Source organism: Paenibacillus sp. P36, from assembly GCF_045866505.1.
GTDB lineage: Bacteria > Bacillota > Bacilli > Paenibacillales > NBRC-103111 > Paenibacillus_E > Paenibacillus_E chondroitinus.
In genome coordinates this window covers 1,003,417-1,024,216 of sequence record NZ_AP038372.1, presented here as the reverse complement: position 1 = coordinate 1,024,216, position 20,800 = coordinate 1,003,417, and the positions used below count along the sequence as shown (strand labels likewise).

Genomic DNA, 20,800 nt, shown 5'->3' with positions numbered 1-20,800 from the left:
ATCTACGTATTGGACAGCTGATTAGCCGTCATATCTCCTGGCAATTCCTGCTCAGTAAATCCAAATGGTTTTAAGATTTCTAACAACTGACCTGACTTTTTCAGCTTATCCAACTCTTGGTTGAATGCTTCTCTGAGTGCCGAATCCTCTTTGCGAAATGCCGCTGCCCCATATCCTCTTACACTCTTCCCGTCCAATTCCGGCTGTGTAAAGTCCATGACACGCTCAATCTTACTATCCTTAGCCGAATCGAGCATCGCTTGCAAAGACGGCCCTGTCATTGTAACAGCGTCTACACGCCCAGCCTGCAGGGCAGATATTGCCGAGGGCTGGTCTGGAACCGTCACAATTTGCCCTTTTGCGATGCCCGCCTTCGCTAAATAATCATTCTCGATAGCGCCAACCATAACAGCTACTTTAGCATCCTTATTAGCCGCGATATCTTGATAGCTATGTAATTTATGCGGATTTCCTTTTTTAACGGCAATCGCTTCTCCGATACTGTACTCTGGATTGGCAAATGCCACTTCCTTGCTCCGATCCGGGTTGATAAACATCCCCGCAGTAATAACATCGAAACGCTTTGCTTTTAAGCCGGGTATTAATGAACCGAACTCAGTCAGTACGCCATTCATTTCACTGATACCTAAATTTTTCAAAATTACTCTGGCTACTTCCACCGCTTCTCCCGTCAACTTCCCATCGGGCGTAGCATATGCATATGGATTTTCATTAGCAAAACCTACCGTTATAAAGCCTTGTTTTTTTGCCTTTTCCAATGTGTTCTCCTGAGCGGTTGACTTTTCATCGCTTGCTTTTGTTTGGCTGCCTACGCTTTGGGAAGTACAACCCGCAACAATGCATATCAGCAGGAAACATAGCGAGTACGAAAACAACTTTTTCATTCAAAAACTCCTTTTTCCCATTATTTCGGGGCCCCACAACAAGTGTAACATGATCCGCTATGTATCACATCCTGCGTTATGAGGACTCAGCGCCCCTAAGCCACGCTCTCCCTCCTTTAGAGCAAATGAGCGGACATATCCAAGAAAAACCTCCCTCATCCACCAAAATGCTTAATAATACGCAATATTCAAAATTTAACGATAATGAGAAGATAATTGACATAATCGGTACTAATCAAGTGATATCTATCCATTACCTTGTATAATTTCATGTTTTTAGCTAAAATCAAGTTAAAATGCTTATATTTAAACAAATTTTGTTTGTACAAATATAGTTTATATCAACTTTTATTTATTGCCGTTTTAATTTGAATCTGTATAGGTTAGATTTAATAAACATCTGAACCAAATGATACTTAGACTTATGACTAAGAAAACTCTGTCTTCCCAATTTACAATATGATAAGTGGATAATATCACTATACAAACTGGGAGAGCGATAAAGAAATAGATTTGTCTCCATATTACCTTAATGTTCATTTGATAAATAATTTCAACAATAAAGCTTGCCATTAATTCACCAAAAATCCAAGAAACTATGATTATAAATAAAAGTGATGAAGTTAATATAATTATTCACACTCCAACCGTTCATTTTAAACTAAGAGCTTATCTAACATTGCACATATTCTACTCATTATAAACAGTCATTTTTCTTATATCGAGAAAATAAATAATACCCCAGAAATAACCGCTCACACTGAAAGGAGGACAATATGATTTTCTTCACAAAAATACTGATGCGAGTAATTCGAATGAATACTAAATTTATTTTCATTTTATCGGTTATATTCATTGGATGTAGCGCATTGCTATCTTACGAACTCGAACCAGAAACCTTCGAGAATCGATTCAATGGCTTGTGGTGGGTAATGACAACAGTAACTACGGTTGGGTATGGTGACTACTATCCCCATACCATCGCAGGTAAATGTTTAGGTATGGTTATTTATTTTTTTGGCATCGGACTCGTTTCGGTTGTCATCAGTAAAGTCATTGATTCATTATTTATTTATACGCGGATGAAGGAGGAAGGAAAATTGAGATACTCTGGCCAGAATCATTTTGTGATTATCGATTGGAGCAACCATGCGGAGAATGCAATTAAAGAAATTCTTAACACGGACCCGATATCCGAAGTTGTTCTCATAGATACACTCGAAAAAGCTCCTTTACAACATGATCGTGTTCATTATGTGCAAGGAAATCCTCAACAATTAACAACATTAGAAATGGCCAATGTATCAAAAGCTAGAGCCGTATTCATCTTCGCCGATGAGATCACGCGATACGATAATACGATACGAGACCCGTCTTTTATTGATGGAAAAACATTGCTGGTAGCTTCAACAATTGAAAGAAATTACAATCATGTATATACCATCGTAGAGATTAGAGACAAGGAGAATCTCATGAATTTTCAGCATATGCAGATTGATGAATTTATTTTCGGAAGTGAAACGATTTCCCAACTAGCTGTACGCGCTGCTTTCAACCCTGGAAGCTCAAAAATCTTAACACAACTATTGACACGTACATACGGACAAGATCTTTACGAAATATCCAAAGATATTCATTGGTTGACATTTCATGATGCTTTTCAAGATCTGTTGAGTAAAGGCGCCACATTAATTTCAGATGGAGGAAATCTCACAATTAATAAAAGACTTCATGAAAATATTCCTGATAATGCAAGGTTGTTTGTTATATGTGACAAGGAAACCTATCGACAACTGACCATATCGTCCGCTTCTAATAGACTATAATCTCTGGATGCAGAAATTTCTGGTAATTGGCTCCCTCGAACTGTTAACATTGAACGTATAAACGGTGATACAAGCAGGAGGTTACCCTATATGGAACATGGTAGCGGCTCTTTAGGAAGTTTGATTCTTGTAGTTACAATCTCTTTCCTAGTCCCTATTTTGCTCTATCAGCTACGCTTAAGAGTTGTCCCTGTCGTTGTTGCGGAAATTGCAGCAGGGCTTCTTATCGGAAAAAGCGGTTTCAATCTGGTAGGACATGATCCTTGGGTAGAACTCCTTTCATTGTTAGGTTTCATCTATTTAATGTTTCTAAGCGGTGTCGAAATCGATTTTCATACATTTGTCAAAAAGGATAAGTCGAGTAAAGGCTCCTTTCAACCTTTATCCGTAGCCATCTTCGTTTTTTTAGGCATTTTCATGCTAGCAGGAATTCTGTCATTTGTATTAGTTACTTTAGGCTTAGTCGAACGTGCATTTCTAATGACTTTAATTATTGGCACTATCTCCCTAGGGGTAGTCGTCCCCGTCTTGAAAGAGCGAAAGCTGCTAAGCACAAGTTATGGACAAATCCTGCTGCTAGTTGCTGTACTTGCTGATTTATTCACCATGATCCTCTTGGCGTTCTATGTCAGTTTCCTATCCAGAAATATGTCCAAGCTGCTCTTGCTTTTGTTGTTTTTCTTGCTGGTCATCTTCATCTATGTGTTAGTAAAACGCTTTTCAAAAGGGAAAGTTTTCAAAATTCTAGGGGAAAGCTCTATACAATTCGGCACCAGAGCCATCTTCACCTTAATCCTCGCCATTGTATTTCTTTCTGAAAGCTTAGGTGTTGAAAACATTCTAGGCGCCTTCCTCGCAGGTATCATTGTCTCCTTGCTCCGGCCAAAGAAAGAATTCATCCACCAATTGGAGTCGTTCGGATACGGATTTTTAATCCCCATTTTTTTTGTTATGGTAGGCGCTAAGCTGGAGTTAAAATACTTGTTTGCAGATGTCAAAGTTTTATTGACCATTCCGCTTCTTCTAGTGGTGATGTTTCTTTCCAAAATGATTCCCATGTTATTTTTAAAAAAATGGTTCAAGTGGAGGGAAGTGCTTAGCTCAGGCATCCTTCTTTCTTCTACACTTAGCCTGGTCATTGCTGCCGCAACTCTAGCCTTGGATCTGCATATTATCGGAGAATCCCTTCACGGCGCACTGATACTTGTTGCTATCCTTAGTTGTCTACTATTTCCCGTCCTTTTCAACAAGCTTGCACCTAAACCATATGTGCGTAAGAAAATGATTTCCATCATCGGTTTAAATCATATCTCCATGCCTGTTGCACAAGACTTTATTGCTGAAGATGTGTACCGGATTCAGGTCTTTACGGCAAGCGGTTCTGATATTAGTGATACTCATCTTGATCATAAGGATCCGGCTTATATTCAACACATTCCTGTTTTGGATGAAACAGCTTTGAAACAGCATGGAGCATTTGATGCAGATATCATTGTCATGGCAACAATGGACGATACCTTTAACATTCAATTGGCCAACAAAATCAGGAAGGACGAGCCTGACAAAAGACTTCTGGTTCGCATCGAAGCACCAGAATCTCAGGGGGAAATGGCCGGTACAGGGGTCGAGGTGTTTTCCACTTTATTTGCGGCTCGTACAGTACTGCGAGCATTAATCGACAGCCCCGGCGCACTAAAGCTAATAACGGAAGAAGAGGGTACTATCTTTGAGGTACATATTCATCATCTTCCATATCGAACAACTCTCCTTCGCCAACTGCCTCGATTAGAGAATTTATTAATCCTTCGAATTTATCGGGGACAATCGTACCTAATCCCCCACGGGAACACAGAAATCCGTCTTGGGGACCGTTTATTGATTAGTGGAAATACGGAGCAAATCGAAGCTTTTCGCGAAATTGTTTCGTAGTGGTTGAAGCATCCCACAACTACACGTATCCATAATCAATTTACAAAGAAGAGCCAATTCATCACTGGCTCTTCTTTATCTTCATTATTTTGTATTCAAATCAGCGATCGATTCGATATTCATGTACGTTGGAACAACTAAACCCAGCTTGGTACCGTTCAAATTCGAGCCCAAATCTTCAAACTTGCCGGCAAATTTATCAAAGTAATCTTTATGCGTTGTTGGAAGCCACGCTGCTACCATCGCGTCAGCACTTCCGTCAGAGATGCCTGCCCACATAGGACCAGCCTCAACTTGAAGCATTTCCACTTTATATCCAAGTTTTTCTTCTAATACCGTTTTTACGACATTTGTACTTGCTATCTCGGAATCCCACGCCACATAAGCTAACTTAAACTTCTTTCCCTTTTCTTGGGAGAGATCCTTTACCCAGCCATCAACTTTACTGGCATTATCCTTTACCCAATTGGATGCCGCTTCTTCCGGCTTTTTGCCTTCCGTGATTGCTGACATCACAACGGCCATCTCCTCAGGCGTCCATTCAAACCTATCTAACATTGTGTATGCCGATGGAGCTTCCTTTTTCAAATTATTGCGGACGATCGTATGGATTTGTTCATCTTTACCAAATACCCCTTTAGGATCGCTTAAGTATTTGAGATCATATTTGGCGAACATCCAGTGAGGCGTCCAGCCTGTCACAATGATCGGCTTCTTATCTTTATAGGCCTTATCAAGCGCCGCTGTCATTGCAGCGCTTGAACCCTCTACCAGCTTCCAATCCTTTAAATCGTAATCTTTTATAGCCTGAGCGGTTTGTTTCATCAATCCCGCTCCAGGGTCGATCCCAATGATTTCATGATGGACCTGGCTTCCGAGGGTTTCCTCTGCCGATGATGATGACGATGCGTCTTTGGAGCACCCTGTCATGATTGTTACTGCAACTAAACTAACCAACATCCATGCTCTCGCTTTATTTTTCAGCATATCTATACGCTCCTTTTTCTTTTGAGAATGTACTGCGTCATACGATCCAAAAGTATGGCTAATACGACAATGGACAAGCCTGCTTCAAACCCTTGGCCTGTTTTAATTTGCGTCACAGCACGGTAGACGTCAGCACCTATACCTTGGGCTCCAATCATAGATGCAATAACGACCATTGATAAAGAAAGCATGATCGTTTGATTCATACCTGCCATGATGGATGGCAATGCTAATGGAAACTGGAGTTTGAACAATTTCTGTGAAGGTGTTGAGCCAAAGGCATCTGCTGCCTCCACTAAATCTTCAGCGACTTGACGAATCCCTAAATTCGTAAGTCGAATAGTTGGAGGTACAGCGAAGATAACCGAAGCAATAACGCCGGGAACAACGCCTAATCCGAAGAAGGTGACGGCAGGAATCAAGTAAACAAAAGCAGGCATGGTTTGCATGAAGTCCAGCAACGGCGTGGCCACGTTGCGAAACTTATCACTTTGTGCACACCAGACTCCGATTGGAATGCCAATGATGATGGAAATTAACGCAGATGTTAGCACTAACGCCAGTGTATCCATCGTATGGCTCCAAAACCCTAAATTATATATCAACAATAGACCTAGCCCCGAAAATACGGCAAAAGACCAGCGCCCCAAGTAAAACGCCAGAATACTTACTAATCCAATGAGCATTAGAACTGGAACACCATGAAAAACAAAAGATAGAGCATTTACAGTTCCCTCAATGCAGGTCGAGATGAATTGGAATAAAACACCCAAGTTCACTTCCAGTTTATCAACGACAAATTCCACCCACTCATCCAGCGGTATCTTCGAGATCATCCCTCTGCACCTCCTCTTTAGCAACGAGTTGCCCTGCTAATGCTCCAAGGACGGCTCCGCGCACAATGACACCAATTATGCGGTTGTTATCGTCAACCACACCTACTGGATATTTAGAGCTTCCACATATTTCGAATAAATCGTATAGCATTTGTTCAGGCGCCACAGTTGGCACATTTCGTATAACGATTTCCTCGAGTGTCTTTCCAACCTTCACAGCCTCAGAAGCATCCTCAGCCGTGATGACACCAAGCAGTTTTTTGCCGCGGTCAACAACAAATAAGTTCGATATTCCGCTTTCGCGCATGAGCTGAAGAGCTACTCTCGGCCCTCTATCAAGCCCTACAGTTTCCGGTCTCCGCATCACAGATGATGCCGTTAAAACTTTGGAAAGATCTACATCCTCGACAAATCTCTCTACATATTCATTCGCAGGGTTCATCATAATCTCTTCCGGCTTCCCAATCTGAACGACACTGCCGTCTTTCATCAGAGCAATACGGTCCCCGATACGAAGGGCTTCATCCAAATCATGTGTGATAAAAATAATCGTTTTCTTCATTTTATCTTGAAGCTCTAACAGTTCATCCTGCATATCCTTGCGGATAAGCGGATCTAATGCGCTAAAAGCCTCATCCATTAATAAAATATCTGGATCGTTTGCAAGCGCTCTTGCCAAGCCTACTCTTTGCTGCATACCTCCGCTTAATTGCGATGGCATGCTGTCAGCCCAAGCCTCCAGTCCTACCAGACTCAAAGCTTCAATGGCCTTCGAACGTTTCTCATTCTTGCTCTTCCTCTGAATTTCAAGCCCGTATTCCACATTTTGTACAACTGTTCTATGCGGGAATAGAGCAAACTTCTGGAATACCATAGAGATCGTTTCTCTTCGGACACGACGAAGTTCTTCATCGGTCATTTCGATGATATTTTGGCCGTGAATGTTGATACTCCCATTTGTAGGTTCAATTAACCTGTTTAGCAGTCGGACTAGTGTTGATTTCCCGCTGCCTGACAGCCCCATGATGACAAATATTTCACCAGGTTGTACTGAAAAGCTGACTTCGTTGACCCCCACTGTATGCTTGGTTTCCCTGTAAATCTGTTCTTTTGAATACTTTTTGGCCATAAGCGGAAGAACAGAATCGGGATCAGGCCCAAATACTTTGGTTACCTGATGAACATCAATAATTGCCATACGCTCACTCCTTTCTGCATGCGTTAATACCCTGTTACCTCTTTTAGTGTAAAGAACTAAAACAGGTTATGTCAACATTAAATTCTGTTTATTCCGTTTATACAGAAAAAACTGTACAATATAATCATTGTACTCCTACATGCTCCCGAATTCTGTCACATGACTTTCTTTACTTTATTAAAATAGTTTCTTACAATAACGATGTAAACATAAAGGCAGGGTGAACTTTGGAATGGACCAACTACAAAATATAAGCTCAGACAAGGAAGTAATTATTCAAAAAGCTCGCAAACGTGTCATTGAATCTATCGGGAAGAACATGGATCTCTATGGCGTCACCCAGTCGATTGGTCATTTATACGGAATGCTATTCTTCCAAAACAAGCCTATGACCCTGGATGAAATGGGAGAAGCGATGGAAATGAGTAAAACCAGCATGAGCACAGGTGTGCGTACGCTGGTTGATTTGAAAATGGTGAATAAGGTTTGGGAAAAGGGAACACGAAAGGATCTCTACGAGGTAGAAATGGACTGGTTTCAAACCTTCTCTGATTACTTTTCACTGAAGTGGCGTAAAGCGTTAGAAATTAATCTTAGTTCTCTGAATAAGTCAAAAAATGAACTTAAGCAACTTAAACAGCTATATCCTGATGATGCAGTGCTACAAGCGATTCTTCAAACGGATTTGGACAAAATCGATGAGGCTATTCGATATTATCAATGGCTTGATCGACTTATTGACTCTTTCGAAACAGGTGATATATTCAACTTGATACCTAAAGATTCACCTGATGATCATAATAATTAAGTTTCACTCTGCTTGCTCAAAAGTTCATCCAATTTCTTATTGCGCCTATGGTCTCTACTTCTTAATGATTTCTCATCTTGCCTGAGCGCGATCATTAAGGATACACACATGCCTATAATAATGATGGCGAATGGGACTGCAGCGATGATAGAAGCAGTCTGCAATCCGTTTAAGCCTCCACTAATTAGCAATACGATTGCCATGGACGATTGCAGTACACCCCATACCATTTTGACTTTGTTCGATGGATTCGGATTTCCCTTCGTAGAAAGCATTCCGAGGACGAACGTAGCTGAGTCGGCAGATGTAATGAAAAAAGTTATGATCAGAAGAGTAGCTATAAACGCTATGATATGACCTATGGGCAGCTGCTGCAACGTTAAGAACAAGGCAGATGTAACATCTTGTTTAGCCGCGGCTGCTATCGGAAACTGATCAAATAATTCCAAGTGAAGCCCTGTTCCCCCGAACACGGAAAACCACATGAAGCTAAACAGGCTAGGTATTAAGAGTACGCCTAAAACAAACTCCTTAATCGTTCTGCCTTTGGATACACGAGCGATAAAGGTGCCAACAAAAGGTCCCCAAGCGATCCACCAGGCCCAATAAAATAAAGTCCAAACACCAACCCAGGTTCCTTGTGTAAAAGGAGTCATCCTCAAACTCATATACACAAGATTTTGCAAATAACCTCCTAATGTCGATGTAAATAGATCTAGTATGAACGAGGTTGGTCCAACTACGAATACGAATGCCATTAATAAGACAGCTATAAGCAGATTTGTATTACTTAATATTCGGATTCCCTTATCTAATCCACTAGTCGCGGAGATTAAAAATAAGACAGTTACAATGCCAATAATGACCACTTGAACCACAGGATTAATTGAAATACCAAACATGTGGTTCAAGCCACCGTTAATTTGAAGCGCTCCCAGTCCTAACGAAGTGGCTACGCCAAACGCAGTTGCAATAATAGCAAGGGTGTCAATAGCTGCTCCAATCCCTCCCTCGGACAATTTTCCAATCAAGGGTGAGAAAACAGCGCTTATAAGCCCTTTTTTATCATGCCGAAATTGGAAGTAAGCTAAAGCAAGCGAGATGATTGTATAAATAGCCCAGGGATGTACGCCCCAGTGAAAGAAAGAATAGCGCATCGCCAAGCGTGCAGCCTCTGTAGTGCCTCCAGTCGCTCCTTCTGGTGGTGATAGATAGTGCGATAACGGCTCAGCCACTCCCCAGAAAACAAGCCCAATCCCCATTCCAGCACTAAAAAGCATGGCAAACCAGGATAAGGTTGAATATTCAGGTTCGTCTTCGTCTTTACCTAGCTTAATTCGACCATACTTGCTAAAAGCCAAATAAAAAGCGAAAACTAAGCAACCAAAAGTCGAGATCAGAAAGAACCATCCAAAATTTTTTATTGATAGGTCAAAAAGTGAGGTTGCTGACGCAGCAAACTGAGCAGGAGCAAAAGCCCCAAACAATACAAAAATGAAAATAATGCCTATTGAAATATATAGAACCATGTTCTCATACCTTTCTTTTTCAAGAGTCAGATATAATCTTTACCTACATAGGAAAATTGATGCACAAATAAAACCACTTCAAGATCATTTCATCTCAAAGTGATTTATTTTGTTTTGTTTTTTTCTGACGTAAAATCGCTACTATCAATAATATAAAAGGATAAGCAATTGTGTAAATTAGCCCCCCTCGGCCTACGGTTTGAATGATTTCATACATCTGCAGCAGGTTTTGAGGAAACATGGCTATGACATAAATAAAAGGGACCAGAAAAAAAGAAAACAACTTGTGATCGTGCAAACGTAACAATTGGCTTATAAAATTAATCGCTAAATAATATGATGACAACAATGTTGTAAAAACAGCAGCAACCCATACAGCAAGAAAAGCACCATCTAAACGCTCCAGGATGTTAGCAGGCAGTGATGTAGTTTTGGCTAATTCCAAAGTTGGCCAAACTAGCTTTTTAATTTCTTCAGCCCCAAATACACCAACCGTAGCAATTACAATAAGCATATACATCACCCCAGGTATTGAAATTCCAATATAGCTGGCAATCATAGCTTTTTCCGGGTTCCGCATAGCAGGGATTATGATTGTCATGATAAAAGAACCCTGAAATAAGGCAGCCATCGTAAACATGCCCCCAAAGAAATTATTTGGTTCATTTCCCAATGGAGGTAAAAGGTTAATTAGATTAGCATTCTTTAGCGAGAACACCACGATTAATAACACAGGAAATATGATGAAAGGGAAATAAAAATGATGAATATATGCAAAAGTAGTAATATCTGCACGGGCTGAAACAGCAGCGAGAAGCAGCATTACAATAACTGTAACCTCTAAGGGGGTCTTTACTAATACCGAAGTAACAATAACTTCCCCAAATTCACGTGAAGCAAAAGCTGTGAGAAAGCAAAAAAAAGCAATGATCATCAAGCTGAAAATCCGTGCAATTGTTTTTCCAATTAAATCCTCGCTATATTGAATAATTGATTGTGAGGGGAATCGCATACCTAATTTCGTTACTGACCAAAGTCCGAATAGACCAATTAAGAAGCCGAAGAGCGTTACAAGTGGCGCCCCTGTATCAGCAGCCCTTACAGCAAAAAGCGAAAGTGCTAACACGCCTACCCCAACAATCGCACTAATCAGAATAATCGCCGTTTGAATGATTGTGATTTGGCGATGCTGTCGCTCCATTAACGAACTCCCTCTTTCCAACTTTCAGTGGTCTTTCTTATCTCCATATTTTCCCTCGAAATTAATATTCTATCCAGATATAACTGGAGTACCATGAATAGTTTTCACTCATAAATGCCTTCGTAGCAGAACATGAATAAACCACTTGAAGATCATTTCATCTCAAAGTGGTCTACGTCAATATTAGTGATTTACTTAACGTTGAGTTTCTTTACAAGTGGGCTTATTGTTGTTCCTTGAACAAGCAGTGAAAAAACAACATTACTAAACGTCATAGCTAATATTAAGTCACGGCCATCAAAATCCGGAGAAATGCTCAAGATTAACGCAATAGACAGAGATCCTTTTAATCCGCCCCATGCAATAATCGGCTTCCAGATAGGAGGTATTTCTTTATCAAAGATAAGACTAGCATAGACTGCAATGAACCTTGCCGCAAGTACAATGAGAATGCTTCCACCGATTTCAATCCACTTCTCAGTGAAGTTAATATTTGAAATTTCAAGACCAACCATGAGAAAGATCAATGCGTTTGCAATAAAAGCAATTGTTTCCCAAAAAGAGTCCATTTTGTCATGGGTTAAATCGGACATGCCGATATTTTTACCGTAAGTTCCTAACAAGAGTCCTGCAAATACAACGGAAATGACACCGGAGAAATGGAACATTTCCGCTAATTCGAATGCTCCATAAAAGAGGACAATTGAAAGCCCAATCTCCACTAAATAATTATCGATGCTTGAGGTTATTTTTGAGGCTATGTAGCCAGTTACAACACCAATAACGATGCCTCCTAGAACTACTTTGACAAACTCCAATGATCCATGTAGTACGCCAGACATGCTTAGTACCGTCGTTACTAGGGCTATTTTAAAAAGAACAACAGCTACTCCGTCATTCGCCAAACTCTCTCCCTCAACGATAATGGACAACTTCTTGTTCAAACCCATTGACTTAAAGATCGTTAATACGGAGACCGGGTCTGTGGCTGCCATCAATGCGCCAAAGACAAGCGACTTTTGTAAGTCCAGGCCCAATAAGAAATATGAAAGCCCGGCTACCAGAATAAATGTCATAAACGTTCCTAATAACGCCAGTAATAATATCGGACGTTTGTTTTCCTTAATCTCTCCAAAAGGAAGCTTAAGTGCAGCATCTCCGATTAGCGCCGATAAGAAAATTAAAATCACGGCCGTTTGAAAGACATGATCCGAAGACACATAGGTTTTAAATTCATTAAGAGCATTAATGGGAAAAATACCAAGCAAAAGCCCTGCAACAACAAGTAATGTTGGATACGGTTGTTTTATTTTATCTGCTACATAAGCGATCGCAACTGCGATTCCGAGCAGTACAAGCCAGTAGTGGATCATTGAAACCTCCTATGATGAGCCTTGTTGCTATTATGTGTATATTCGTGGTTCATTATCTCCACTTCAATTTATCAGTTGGATTTTCAAGCTTACGTTTTGTTTGTACATCTCTCATGGTCGGTTCTTTCAACTCATTCATAGGCCGCTTCCACCCATCATCACATATACTAAAATATGTTCATCTTTGAACAGAATTTCGATGATCTTACCTTCTTTTGTTTTCATAATCATAATGATTCAATCCCATCTGTCTTTTTTTCAACAGCATGTTCTCCACAAATAGTACCCACTAGCCACTGTAATTCTTGCCGTCTTGTTTTGGTATTTAGCCGACCGCTTACATTATTTACCTTCTTATATTCAATTTCCTTAGATTTTAAGTAATCGATTCTTTTTTGAATTTCTTCTAACATCGCGTATATGGTTAGCATGACTTACCTCCAAAAGTTCTTGAACACTTTTTGTACGCCTAAAAAAACAAGAGGAGCCCCTTAATTGACAGACTCCTCCAAGTTTAACCTCATCATTCTTTTGTGTTAATGCAGAGGCAAGTCCGGAAGATCATTCGCAGAGATAACATCGGCTGCTATTTTCTTTGGCCTATTCCATAGATACTCACTTCCGGGCAGATCATCGAACCATGCTGCGTCAGCAGGGCAATCCAGCACCATAAATTTCCCATATTCGTTATCTCGAGACTGATGATATTTTAAGTATGCCTTGCCACCCTCAATCGCTAGTATTTCAATTTTACCTGACGTATGACTCATGGATAATCGCACTCTTTTTCCAAGACCAGATGTTAAGGACTTCGCACTTTCAACTAACCGGTATACTCTTTCTAGTGGTAATACAAATTCTCGATTACCGGCAACAGGACGGTTAATAAAAAAGTAATACGGTGTTACTCCTGCCCAAGATAACTTATCAAGCAACTCAGCCAAAACGAAGGGATCATCGTTAATTCCTTTAAGTACAGGGGTCTGATTGACAACGATTGCTCCTGCGTTATGTAAAGCTTCGAAAGCCCTTTTTGCTTCTTTTGTAATTTCTCTTGGATGATTAATATGTGCCATCACATAAATACGCTTATCGACTGTAGAATATGTTCTTATAAGTTCAAGTAAAGCTTCGTCTTCATAAATCCTCATGGGGTTAAAAACAGGAATTTTAGAGCCCAATCGAATAATTTTCACATGATCAATTTCACGTAATCGCTCAATTATTTTTCTGAGTTTCGATGTTGCTAGGATTAAACTATCTCCGCCCGTCAGCAATACATTATTAATTTCAGGGTGGTTTTCAATATATGCCAATCCGGGATCAACGTTTGCAACTGCTTCATTCACGTCATTTCGAAACAGCCTTTTGCGGAAGCAATATCGGCAATAGGCTCCGCAAACTTCAGAAACTAGTAATAATGCCGTTGTTTTATATTTATGTTGGCAACCAGGGACAACATAGTTTGTGTCTTCATCAGAAGCATCCCAACGTCCATACTCCGATAGTTCCCCTTCATTAGGGATGATTAGCTTTTTTATCGGATCGCTCGGGTCAGACCAATCAATCAAATTCAAGTAATAATCATTCACACGAAATACGAACTTTTCCGTAATTGCTTTCAGTTTACTTCGTTCCTGCTCTGGAATCTCCGTGATTTTATCAATATCGGTAATGTATTTCGGCTGTGCCATCGATGATCCTCCTTGAAAAGCTGCTATTAGATGTTTAAGGGTGGTTAATGATTCTAAAACGATAACCTCCTTTGCTATATATGGTCATGGATGGGTGTAATAAGACAAATAAAATAGACCCGTATGAGGGTGTAAATCGTAAAATAAATACGATTCAATCCTTCAAAACAGGCCTAATTAAACAAGAAGACCCGTTCTACGGGTCAAAAATGCAATTATTTGCATAATAAAAAGCTGACCCATCCACTGCTGACGAGGTTAGCTGCCGGGCTCGGGAAAGATGGTTCCCTACTTAAAGATTCGCCCCAGAAAATTGGTTCCCCCGCTTTCCAGAATTTATCAATCCGGAAATTAAGCGTAGTTTTATATTACACAACAATGTTGTATTCGTCAAACATCAAACGAAGATTTTCATTACTATAAAAATCCAAAATAATTTTTAGCCACAAACTATCATTATTGATTTTCCTTCCTCCCACGTTTGGAATCATTCTGCCCTAACCGCTGTTGCAAAAACTGTTATGACGTATCAGCAAAATAATAAAAAAGTAGCGATTATTGGTTTGAACGAAGAAATTGGACTTGGCACTATTTCTCGATCCATAGCCATTTTGGACGTTGAGGATAACCCTTTCTTGCCACAGTTTCAGCATCCTTGTTCATTGATAATTTACTGTGCAATGATATCGTTTGGTTTTCCCATCGGTAAAGTGGGAGCCATCGCTTTTGGCGGAAGTCTTGGAAATAAAGTCCAAGAACTTGTTGCTGTTTTAGTTCATCTTAAACTGCCTACATATCAACGTATTTAATTCTCATCGAAATACTAAGTGGTGTGAATGACTTCATTTCCCAATATAATTTCTTAATACTTTGATGACTCAAAGGAAACTTATATAAATCCAAAATATACTTCAAATGTATAGGCGCGTATAATCTTCACTATTCTAGGGGATAGTTGTTATTGGAGGTGTTTCCAAATATGACAACATTCTGGGACGCGATTAAGAGTGTCTTGGGCTCGTTATTGGATGAAGAGCCAGTACCACCGTTGCATGTAGGTGAAGTAATGACATTATGGACACTTCTTACCATCTATGAAGAGGGACAGGTTATCTATAAAATCGCATTAAATACGACTACCGATGCTGAATTAAGGCATGCTGTCGAGAACGCGGTTCATGAATCACTACAAGATATTGAAATGGTCAGGGATTTTTTGATCAAGGAAGGCGTTCCATTGCCCTCTGTGTCAGCGGAAAAACCGGATTCCGAATCTAACCAAATTCCTCTTGGCGTAAAATTTACAGACGATGAAATAGCCAATCTCATCATTGGCAAAATAACAGCTTGTATCGCCTTGTGTGGGCAAGGGGTTTCACAGGGTTTAAGAACCGATGTCACCATTATTTTGCTCAGGTCAATGAGCAGGCTCTTGCAATTCAGTGCTCCTTACCGATCATTAATGAGAAAGCGTGGCTGGATTAAACCGCCGCCTTATTACTATCCCCCTGGAGTGTAAAAAACGTCACATGGAATTTCACTATACGGATGAAAAAGTGACGGAAAAGAAGCACATATACCGATTGTTCGTTACAGGCCAGTTGAAGTCAGGTGTGTGAAAATATGGTTCGGCAATTCTCTTGGTTCGAAAACGCCAACAATCAGCTTGTTATTCGGTGCAGACGTTGACTACGACCAGGACGGTTCGATGAACGAGAGCATCTCTTGCGAAGAAACTCCCGACAATAAACTTACTCTCATGTTGATGTTCAATATGTTTGGCGACAAGGGACCGCACGATCCTAAGAGCATTGTCAATGAAATATGGAAAAGCCATCTGCTCATCACTTCCGTTAGAAATCAACTCGAATTATATAACTTTAGAAAAAAGAATAGCCGCGTTTAATACGCGGCAACTCACTTTAATTCAATCTGATTCCAAGTACTCCGTTCCACCTCTTTAGCCAACGCTTCACGATACTTTTCCGCTCACCTGAGGGTGTGAGGCCACCGAATCATACTGGCAGCCTAATCTACAACTTCCCCTTTTGTATCCAAGACCAAATTCGGTATGACCCGAAAAGTGCAATTAACAATAATAAAATAAGGATAACAAGCCATATCCCAAGTCGATTGATATCGTTTAGCCCTTCTGAATTCGCAAATACAAACACAGAGAGAACCAGGAAAAAAATGTACATTAATACATTTGGAATAATCCAAGCCATTCTTAGTCCCATATTCGGTTTAGTCATGCCCCACCTCCACCGTTGGTCTTTCATTAATTATACGCTTCCAGGTATTGTAAGTTCCGTTAATCTGCCCGTTCGTATTATGAGGTTAACCAGTTTTTACTGGTTGACCTCTTTTGTATTTTAGAGGTTTAGTAACGGTAGCCGGGGGCGAACGTCTCTGCCCGTGGGACCGCGATCCCGTCCGCTAAACTGTTCACCCCCTACTTGTAGAAACATGTTTGAGGCTGGTTGAGACAACGATCTCGAATAACAAGCGAAGCTATGACACTGCAAGAAGCCTCTTTTAAGTTTAAACTCAACAATAATCGTCTTATATGATAGTAGTAGCATATCAATTCTTATATGACAGCATTATGTCAACGTTTCAATATAAGTGAATACATGTAATTTTGTTTCAAAAGTGCTGCAACCGTAGTCCACATAACCGGCATATAACTAATCGCGCATTTTTTTGATTATCAGTTTAAACGAACCTTTGACATGACCTTGATCTATAAGGGATTCGGCTGCATCTAGCAAAGAGTTTTATCTATTTTCAATTTAAAATTTGGTCTATCTGAAATATCGATAATTCCTTCCTCAATGTCTATTAGCAATTTTCGGAGGGATCAATATTTAAATCGTTTAATACTGTTAGAGTAAGTGCACATAATCGACTAGGTTCTTCTTTAGTATCGCTGCATAAAGAACGAATTTTGTCTGTAACTTCTAGTATTAGTATTACATTAACACTGTTGCATATTAGTACTTCTTCAATCATCATCAATGTACATAATAGAAAGATCAACTTATTCAGTAGGAGGTTTTATCACTGACATAATAGGTTTCTAAAAAACGTTTTAATACAATTCTCATACCCAAATGGTGTAATGCTGCTGAGACGCTGTCAGAGCCAGCAGCCAGGCAGTATTAAGTAAAACAGAAAAACAGCCCCGTGTTGAGCTGTCTTCTTTGTTTTCTCCCAGTTCTCCTAGAAGCGGTCCTTGTTATTAAACCCATTTAATTTGTCCCGGCGACTAATTTTCTCTTATTCGATGCCATCAATTTGCCCAACAAGAACTGCATAAACCAGTTTTCTATTTGTATCACTCCTTGCATCTTTATCTCTCGTTCGTGGTTGAAATCCTATATTTGTTGCTCTCCCACCCTTAAGTGGTTCTGACTTCACGATTGCTACCCCGTGTTCATCCTTTCCTTGAGGTCTAACATTAGGATATAATTCCTGTGATTTGTTGTCGCCGCTACCAACACGCGCATTATCGGAACCGATCAGATCTGCCATTGTTCCCCGAACATAATGTAGCTCTACCATATACTTATAACTATCCATCAATTGAACGTCCTTCTTAGCGAAGCCCTCTTTCCAGTCAGCGAACGCTAATTTCTTGGAATACTCTAAATTATCTGAAACGAATTGCTGCCCGGTTTCATGCCCCTTATTGTTCACTCTTGAAGTAAGTCCAGAATTTTCTGCGAATTGATCAAGCTCGGCCTTGCACATGGCTCTGTACATGGTTTCGGTATTCTCAAGGTTTTCGGCATGTGTACTAGCATTAATGAAAAGCACCTTTTTCATCTCTGTAAATTTAGGATCTGGCAACGTCTTGGGATCTATTTGAGCTTCTTTCACTTTAATTGCCGCTTCTAACTCCCCCCAAGTAGCATATTTCCCCTTGTCCGCCGCGTCTTTTACCCATAAGGCCAGTTTCGACTTTTCCTTCCCATTCAGATTGGTAACATTCCTCATGGCATCCTGCATACTAACGGGTTCTGCTCCAGCTTCATCGACAGTGACATACCGCTGAATAGTTGTTTCTGACCGGGATGGCTTAAGTTTACCAGACTTCATTAGCTGGGCGACTGCGCGATTGCCGATTGTTCTTTGGAGTTGTAGTATATGAGACTGTGATAAGGGCGATATAGGATTACCTGAACCTAAATCAGTCTTGCTAGCCTCCTTCGCCTGAAGTACAGGACCTTGCGTTGTTTGTAGACGCTTATCAGTATGACTTGTCGGCTGCGATTGCAAAAACAACACCTCTCGATTTTTCTTAATAATTTAAATTAAATTTCAATAAGAGAGTTAAAAATACCTTCTTTTGGAAGAAAAATATGGATGTCTCGTTTTCATACTCCTGTTTATATTCAATATCATGTAATTATCTGCGCTCTGTAAACGTCCAAAACGACTTGAAAATACGGATATTGTTCCACAATTTGTTTTAATCTCACCAAGCTTGATTCGATACTAGGAGCACAAGAAAAAAAACCACAGCGGTTTTTCACCCAAAGTGGTCTGATTGCACCTTATTTGAAATCCCAGAATAGTTTTGTTGCTTTGTATGGCAGCAATTTTACCTTATTGTACATGTCTAGAACTTCAGCAATCTTTTCTTGATCTACTCCAGCTTTCTTCATAGCCGATATAAAGTAGCCCATTTCAACTTCCCAACTCATAACATCGTCAACCAAAGGCTCAAACTCGTCGCGCGCTGGAAGCAGAGGAGTTACTTCTTGCTTCTGTGACCGGTCCCTCTTCTTAGTAAGCAGCTGCTCTCCAAATTCTTTAACTTTATGAAGATTTTCATATTGGCGTACAATGAGGTAGCAATCACCGAAATTTGTTATGACTTTATTAGCTATTATCAACCTATTTTCAATGATTTTTTTTTATTCATTAAATAGTATATGAATTGAATCAGAATGCTTTCATTAAAGGGATCAAAAGTTTTATTAGAGTAATATATTTCTAAGCATTCTTCTAAAGTCTTCATTATAATTTCCTGAACCAAAAAACCATATTCATTACTAAACAATTGACTATAATATATAATTGCTTGGTCTGTACCAATCTGTCTTCCAATGTAGGAATACCCAGCGGACGTGTCTTCCCATTTCCTTTCCGAATATCCACTCGCCTTACAGGTGGAGCCTTGTAGCGATTTGTCTGAGCCTCGACCAGAGATCCTCCGTTCTTTCTTTCAGATTCGCTTCGAATTGAGCCATTGTTTCTCCATCTATCCCGCTCGCACCTTTGCGGTTCATCAATCCCCACGTTTCTAGTAGATACTCAGGCGTAATGAGATGCGCAAGAGATGTGAGCCCGATTTTCTTATCTTGCCGAGCAGTGGAGCAAGTCGTTGGCAGGGATCTATCACCAAAGTTGGGAATGCTCACATACGTCATGTCATAGTAGAATCAGCTTGGGCCTATCGTCACTCTCCTTCTTTAAAAGGACAAATCCGTGCTCGTCAAGAAGGACAAGATCCTGAAGCTAAACGTATTGCCTGGAAAGCTCAACATCGTTTGCATCAGAAATATCATCTGATTACGTCTCGAGGGAATGCTGGAAAAAAGGCTGCCGTAGCTGTTGCCAGAGAACTCATTTGGGTTCATTTGAGCTATTGGCTGTGAGATCGAAAACAATCTGAAGCTTTGGTTGCATAGTTGATGTTATTCAAAAGAACTTTTTGGTCTTAAAATAGAGAATTTAAAATTTTGACTCGAAGACAAAACCCGGTAAGGAGAACGCTCATGTTGAACTATGCACTAGGCAATGATTGATAGCCGAACGTGCGCCATTAGTCGGAGGCAGCTTCACGACGAATGGATTGAAATGCGGTACCCAACCCGCGCATATCAGACTGTTAACCACCGTCAACGTCTTTGCCTTCGTTCCAAGGTTTTAAAACCTTTTCAAACCTTAGTTCATTTAATAAGAGTGGGGTGTTTAAACCTTAAAAATACAAGATCATCCATCAGCGACTCCTTTAAAGTGAAAACCTACATCTGATTGTATTAATAATATTTATTTGCATTATATAAATAATACTTATTTACCCATTACCTCAACCGTATCCCTTCTCTACACTTTTAATTAAAGGTGGGATACAAATGTCAACGTTACTTATTCGTTTAGGTGAAACTATACGTAATTTAAGGAAACTAAAAGGGCTCTCACAAGAAGAATTAGGTGAAATGTCTGGGTTTCATTTTACCTACATTGGTGGATTAGAAAGAGGAGAACGAAATATCTCGTTAACTAACTTAGAAAAAGTCGCGGCTTGTTTATCTGTCACACTGTCGGATTTACTAAAAGCTTCTGAATCCAATGATGAAAAAGCATACACTTCGTTACACGAAGCAGCTACTAATGAAATCACGAGCACATTACAAAGGCTTAATGATAGTGAAGTCACTATGTTTCGGAATATTTTTCGAGAGGTATTAAAAACCTATAAATAGCATCATCAACACTA

Annotated in this window: 19 protein-coding genes and 1 riboswitch; of the genes, 8 read left to right on the top strand and 11 right to left on the bottom strand. The window is 40.0% G+C overall.

Annotated features, from left to right (window positions below; translation table 11 throughout):
* Nucleotides 1-2 precede the first annotated feature (2 nt).
* A complete protein-coding gene (ehuB, locus tag ACKTT9_RS04730) occupies nucleotides 3-905 on the bottom strand; it encodes an ectoine/hydroxyectoine ABC transporter substrate-binding protein EhuB (RefSeq protein WP_407870679.1) in 903 nt (300 codons plus the stop codon).
* A 776-nt stretch (nucleotides 906-1,681) separates the two neighbouring features.
* Between ehuB and ACKTT9_RS04725 the strand changes: the two genes are divergently transcribed.
* Together ACKTT9_RS04725 and ACKTT9_RS04720 are read left to right on the top strand one after the other, a co-directional pair.
* Nucleotides 1,682-2,731 carry an ion channel gene (locus tag ACKTT9_RS04725; protein ID WP_407870678.1) on the top strand — a complete coding sequence of 350 codons (1,050 nt, stop codon included), beginning with the start codon at nucleotides 1,682-1,684 and terminating at the stop codon, nucleotides 2,729-2,731.
* Nucleotides 2,732-2,821: 90 nt separating this feature from the next.
* Nucleotides 2,822-4,660, top strand: a complete 1,839-nt coding sequence (locus ACKTT9_RS04720; protein ID WP_407870677.1) for a cation:proton antiporter — start codon at nucleotides 2,822-2,824, stop codon at nucleotides 4,658-4,660.
* Between the two features lie 84 nt (nucleotides 4,661-4,744).
* Here the strand turns inward: ACKTT9_RS04720 and ACKTT9_RS04715 are convergent, their stop codons facing one another.
* The 3 genes from ACKTT9_RS04715 to ACKTT9_RS04705 are packed head-to-tail and all read right to left on the bottom strand — an operon-like array spanning nucleotide 4,745 to nucleotide 7,681.
* Entirely contained in the window at nucleotides 4,745-5,644 is a 900-nt protein-coding gene (locus ACKTT9_RS04715) for a glycine betaine ABC transporter substrate-binding protein (RefSeq protein ID WP_407872960.1), read from the bottom strand.
* Between the two features lie 5 nt (nucleotides 5,645-5,649).
* The gene (locus ACKTT9_RS04710) at nucleotides 5,650-6,483 is read right to left on the bottom strand and encodes an ABC transporter permease (protein WP_407870676.1); all 834 of its coding nucleotides are present in this window, start codon (nucleotides 6,481-6,483) and stop codon (nucleotides 5,650-5,652) included.
* A complete protein-coding gene (locus tag ACKTT9_RS04705) occupies nucleotides 6,458-7,681 on the bottom strand; it encodes a glycine betaine/L-proline ABC transporter ATP-binding protein (protein WP_407870675.1) in 1,224 nt (407 codons plus the stop codon). Before ACKTT9_RS04705 ends, ACKTT9_RS04710 begins: the two co-directional genes overlap by 26 nt.
* 232 nt (nucleotides 7,682-7,913) lie before the next feature.
* Here ACKTT9_RS04705 and ACKTT9_RS04700 point away from each other — a divergent pair, with 232 nt between their 5' ends.
* The gene (locus ACKTT9_RS04700) at nucleotides 7,914-8,489 is read left to right on the top strand and encodes a GbsR/MarR family transcriptional regulator (RefSeq protein WP_407870674.1); all 576 of its coding nucleotides are present in this window, start codon (nucleotides 7,914-7,916) and stop codon (nucleotides 8,487-8,489) included.
* Here ACKTT9_RS04700 and ACKTT9_RS04695 read toward each other — a convergent pair.
* The 5 genes from ACKTT9_RS04695 to ACKTT9_RS04675 all read right to left on the bottom strand — a co-directional run bounded on the left by ACKTT9_RS04695 (nucleotide 8,486) and on the right by ACKTT9_RS04675 (nucleotide 14,286).
* Nucleotides 8,486-10,018: a BCCT family transporter gene (locus ACKTT9_RS04695; RefSeq protein ID WP_407870673.1), complete on the bottom strand. Its 1,533-nt coding sequence runs from the start codon at nucleotides 10,016-10,018 to the stop codon at nucleotides 8,486-8,488. The two genes, ACKTT9_RS04700 and ACKTT9_RS04695, sit on opposite strands and share 4 nt — an antisense overlap.
* 94 nt (nucleotides 10,019-10,112) lie before the next feature.
* Nucleotides 10,113-11,219 (bottom strand): endospore germination permease, encoded by a 1,107-nt coding sequence (locus ACKTT9_RS04690; protein WP_407870672.1) that lies wholly within the window; start codon nucleotides 11,217-11,219, stop codon nucleotides 10,113-10,115.
* Between the two features lie 191 nt (nucleotides 11,220-11,410).
* On the bottom strand, nucleotides 11,411-12,592 hold the full coding sequence (locus ACKTT9_RS04685) for a cation:proton antiporter (RefSeq protein ID WP_407870671.1): 1,182 nt from the start codon (nucleotides 12,590-12,592) through the stop codon (nucleotides 11,411-11,413).
* A gap of 227 nt (nucleotides 12,593-12,819) precedes the next feature.
* Nucleotides 12,820-13,023, bottom strand: a complete 204-nt coding sequence (locus tag ACKTT9_RS04680; protein WP_407870670.1) for a hypothetical protein — start codon at nucleotides 13,021-13,023, stop codon at nucleotides 12,820-12,822.
* Between the two features lie 105 nt (nucleotides 13,024-13,128).
* The gene (locus tag ACKTT9_RS04675; protein ID WP_407870669.1) at nucleotides 13,129-14,286 is read right to left on the bottom strand and encodes a KamA family radical SAM protein; all 1,158 of its coding nucleotides are present in this window, start codon (nucleotides 14,284-14,286) and stop codon (nucleotides 13,129-13,131) included.
* A 232-nt stretch (nucleotides 14,287-14,518) separates the two neighbouring features.
* A riboswitch (cyclic di-AMP (ydaO/yuaA leader) is annotated at nucleotides 14,519-14,654 on the bottom strand.
* Nucleotides 14,655-14,807: 153 nt separating this feature from the next.
* Between ACKTT9_RS04675 and ACKTT9_RS04670 the strand changes: the two genes are divergently transcribed.
* The 3 genes from ACKTT9_RS04670 to ACKTT9_RS04660 all read left to right on the top strand — a co-directional run bounded on the left by ACKTT9_RS04670 (nucleotide 14,808) and on the right by ACKTT9_RS04660 (nucleotide 16,192).
* Nucleotides 14,808-15,095: a hypothetical protein gene (locus ACKTT9_RS04670; RefSeq protein WP_407870668.1), complete on the top strand. Its 288-nt coding sequence runs from the start codon at nucleotides 14,808-14,810 to the stop codon at nucleotides 15,093-15,095.
* A gap of 170 nt (nucleotides 15,096-15,265) precedes the next feature.
* Complete coding sequence (locus ACKTT9_RS04665; protein ID WP_407870667.1) at nucleotides 15,266-15,805, top strand: DUF3231 family protein; 540 nt, start codon at nucleotides 15,266-15,268, stop codon at nucleotides 15,803-15,805.
* A 96-nt stretch (nucleotides 15,806-15,901) separates the two neighbouring features.
* Nucleotides 15,902-16,192 (top strand): hypothetical protein, encoded by a 291-nt coding sequence (locus tag ACKTT9_RS04660; RefSeq protein WP_407870666.1) that lies wholly within the window; start codon nucleotides 15,902-15,904, stop codon nucleotides 16,190-16,192.
* A gap of 1,376 nt (nucleotides 16,193-17,568) precedes the next feature.
* Here the strand turns inward: ACKTT9_RS04660 and ACKTT9_RS04655 are convergent.
* Both ACKTT9_RS04655 and ACKTT9_RS04650 read right to left on the bottom strand, forming a co-directional pair.
* The gene (locus tag ACKTT9_RS04655) at nucleotides 17,569-18,570 is read right to left on the bottom strand and encodes a hypothetical protein (RefSeq protein ID WP_407870665.1); all 1,002 of its coding nucleotides are present in this window, start codon (nucleotides 18,568-18,570) and stop codon (nucleotides 17,569-17,571) included.
* Nucleotides 18,571-18,848: 278 nt separating this feature from the next.
* A complete protein-coding gene (locus ACKTT9_RS04650; protein ID WP_407870664.1) occupies nucleotides 18,849-19,190 on the bottom strand; it encodes a hypothetical protein in 342 nt (113 codons plus the stop codon).
* A 435-nt stretch (nucleotides 19,191-19,625) separates the two neighbouring features.
* Between ACKTT9_RS04650 and ACKTT9_RS04645 the strand changes: the two genes are divergently transcribed.
* Both ACKTT9_RS04645 and ACKTT9_RS04640 read left to right on the top strand, forming a co-directional pair.
* On the top strand, nucleotides 19,626-19,955 hold the full coding sequence (locus tag ACKTT9_RS04645; protein WP_407870663.1) for a hypothetical protein: 330 nt from the start codon (nucleotides 19,626-19,628) through the stop codon (nucleotides 19,953-19,955).
* A 480-nt stretch (nucleotides 19,956-20,435) separates the two neighbouring features.
* Nucleotides 20,436-20,786 (top strand): helix-turn-helix domain-containing protein, encoded by a 351-nt coding sequence (locus ACKTT9_RS04640; RefSeq protein WP_407870662.1) that lies wholly within the window; start codon nucleotides 20,436-20,438, stop codon nucleotides 20,784-20,786.
* Nucleotides 20,787-20,800: the final 14 nt, after the last annotated feature.

Coding starts and splice junctions, on each gene's coding strand:
- ehuB (WP_407870679.1), bottom strand. CDS start 905: ATGAAAAAGTTGTTTTCGTACTCGCTATGTTTCCTGCTGATATGCATT.
- ACKTT9_RS04725 (WP_407870678.1), top strand. CDS start 1,682: ATGATTTTCTTCACAAAAATACTGATGCGAGTAATTCGAATGAATACT.
- ACKTT9_RS04720 (WP_407870677.1), top strand. CDS start 2,822: ATGGAACATGGTAGCGGCTCTTTAGGAAGTTTGATTCTTGTAGTTACA.
- ACKTT9_RS04710 (WP_407870676.1), bottom strand. CDS start 6,483: ATGATCTCGAAGATACCGCTGGATGAGTGGGTGGAATTTGTCGTTGAT.
- ACKTT9_RS04705 (WP_407870675.1), bottom strand. CDS start 7,681: ATGGCAATTATTGATGTTCATCAGGTAACCAAAGTATTTGGGCCTGAT.
- ACKTT9_RS04700 (WP_407870674.1), top strand. CDS start 7,914: ATGGACCAACTACAAAATATAAGCTCAGACAAGGAAGTAATTATTCAA.
- ACKTT9_RS04695 (WP_407870673.1), bottom strand. CDS start 10,018: ATGGTTCTATATATTTCAATAGGCATTATTTTCATTTTTGTATTGTTT.
- ACKTT9_RS04690 (WP_407870672.1), bottom strand. CDS start 11,219: ATGGAGCGACAGCATCGCCAAATCACAATCATTCAAACGGCGATTATT.
- ACKTT9_RS04685 (WP_407870671.1), bottom strand. CDS start 12,592: ATGATCCACTACTGGCTTGTACTGCTCGGAATCGCAGTTGCGATCGCT.
- ACKTT9_RS04680 (WP_407870670.1), bottom strand. CDS start 13,023: ATGCTAACCATATACGCGATGTTAGAAGAAATTCAAAAAAGAATCGAT.
- ACKTT9_RS04675 (WP_407870669.1), bottom strand. CDS start 14,286: ATGGCACAGCCGAAATACATTACCGATATTGATAAAATCACGGAGATT.
- ACKTT9_RS04670 (WP_407870668.1), top strand. CDS start 14,808: ATGACGTATCAGCAAAATAATAAAAAAGTAGCGATTATTGGTTTGAAC.
- ACKTT9_RS04665 (WP_407870667.1), top strand. CDS start 15,266: ATGACAACATTCTGGGACGCGATTAAGAGTGTCTTGGGCTCGTTATTG.
- ACKTT9_RS04645 (WP_407870663.1), top strand. CDS start 19,626: ATGCGCAAGAGATGTGAGCCCGATTTTCTTATCTTGCCGAGCAGTGGA.
- ACKTT9_RS04640 (WP_407870662.1), top strand. CDS start 20,436: ATGTCAACGTTACTTATTCGTTTAGGTGAAACTATACGTAATTTAAGG.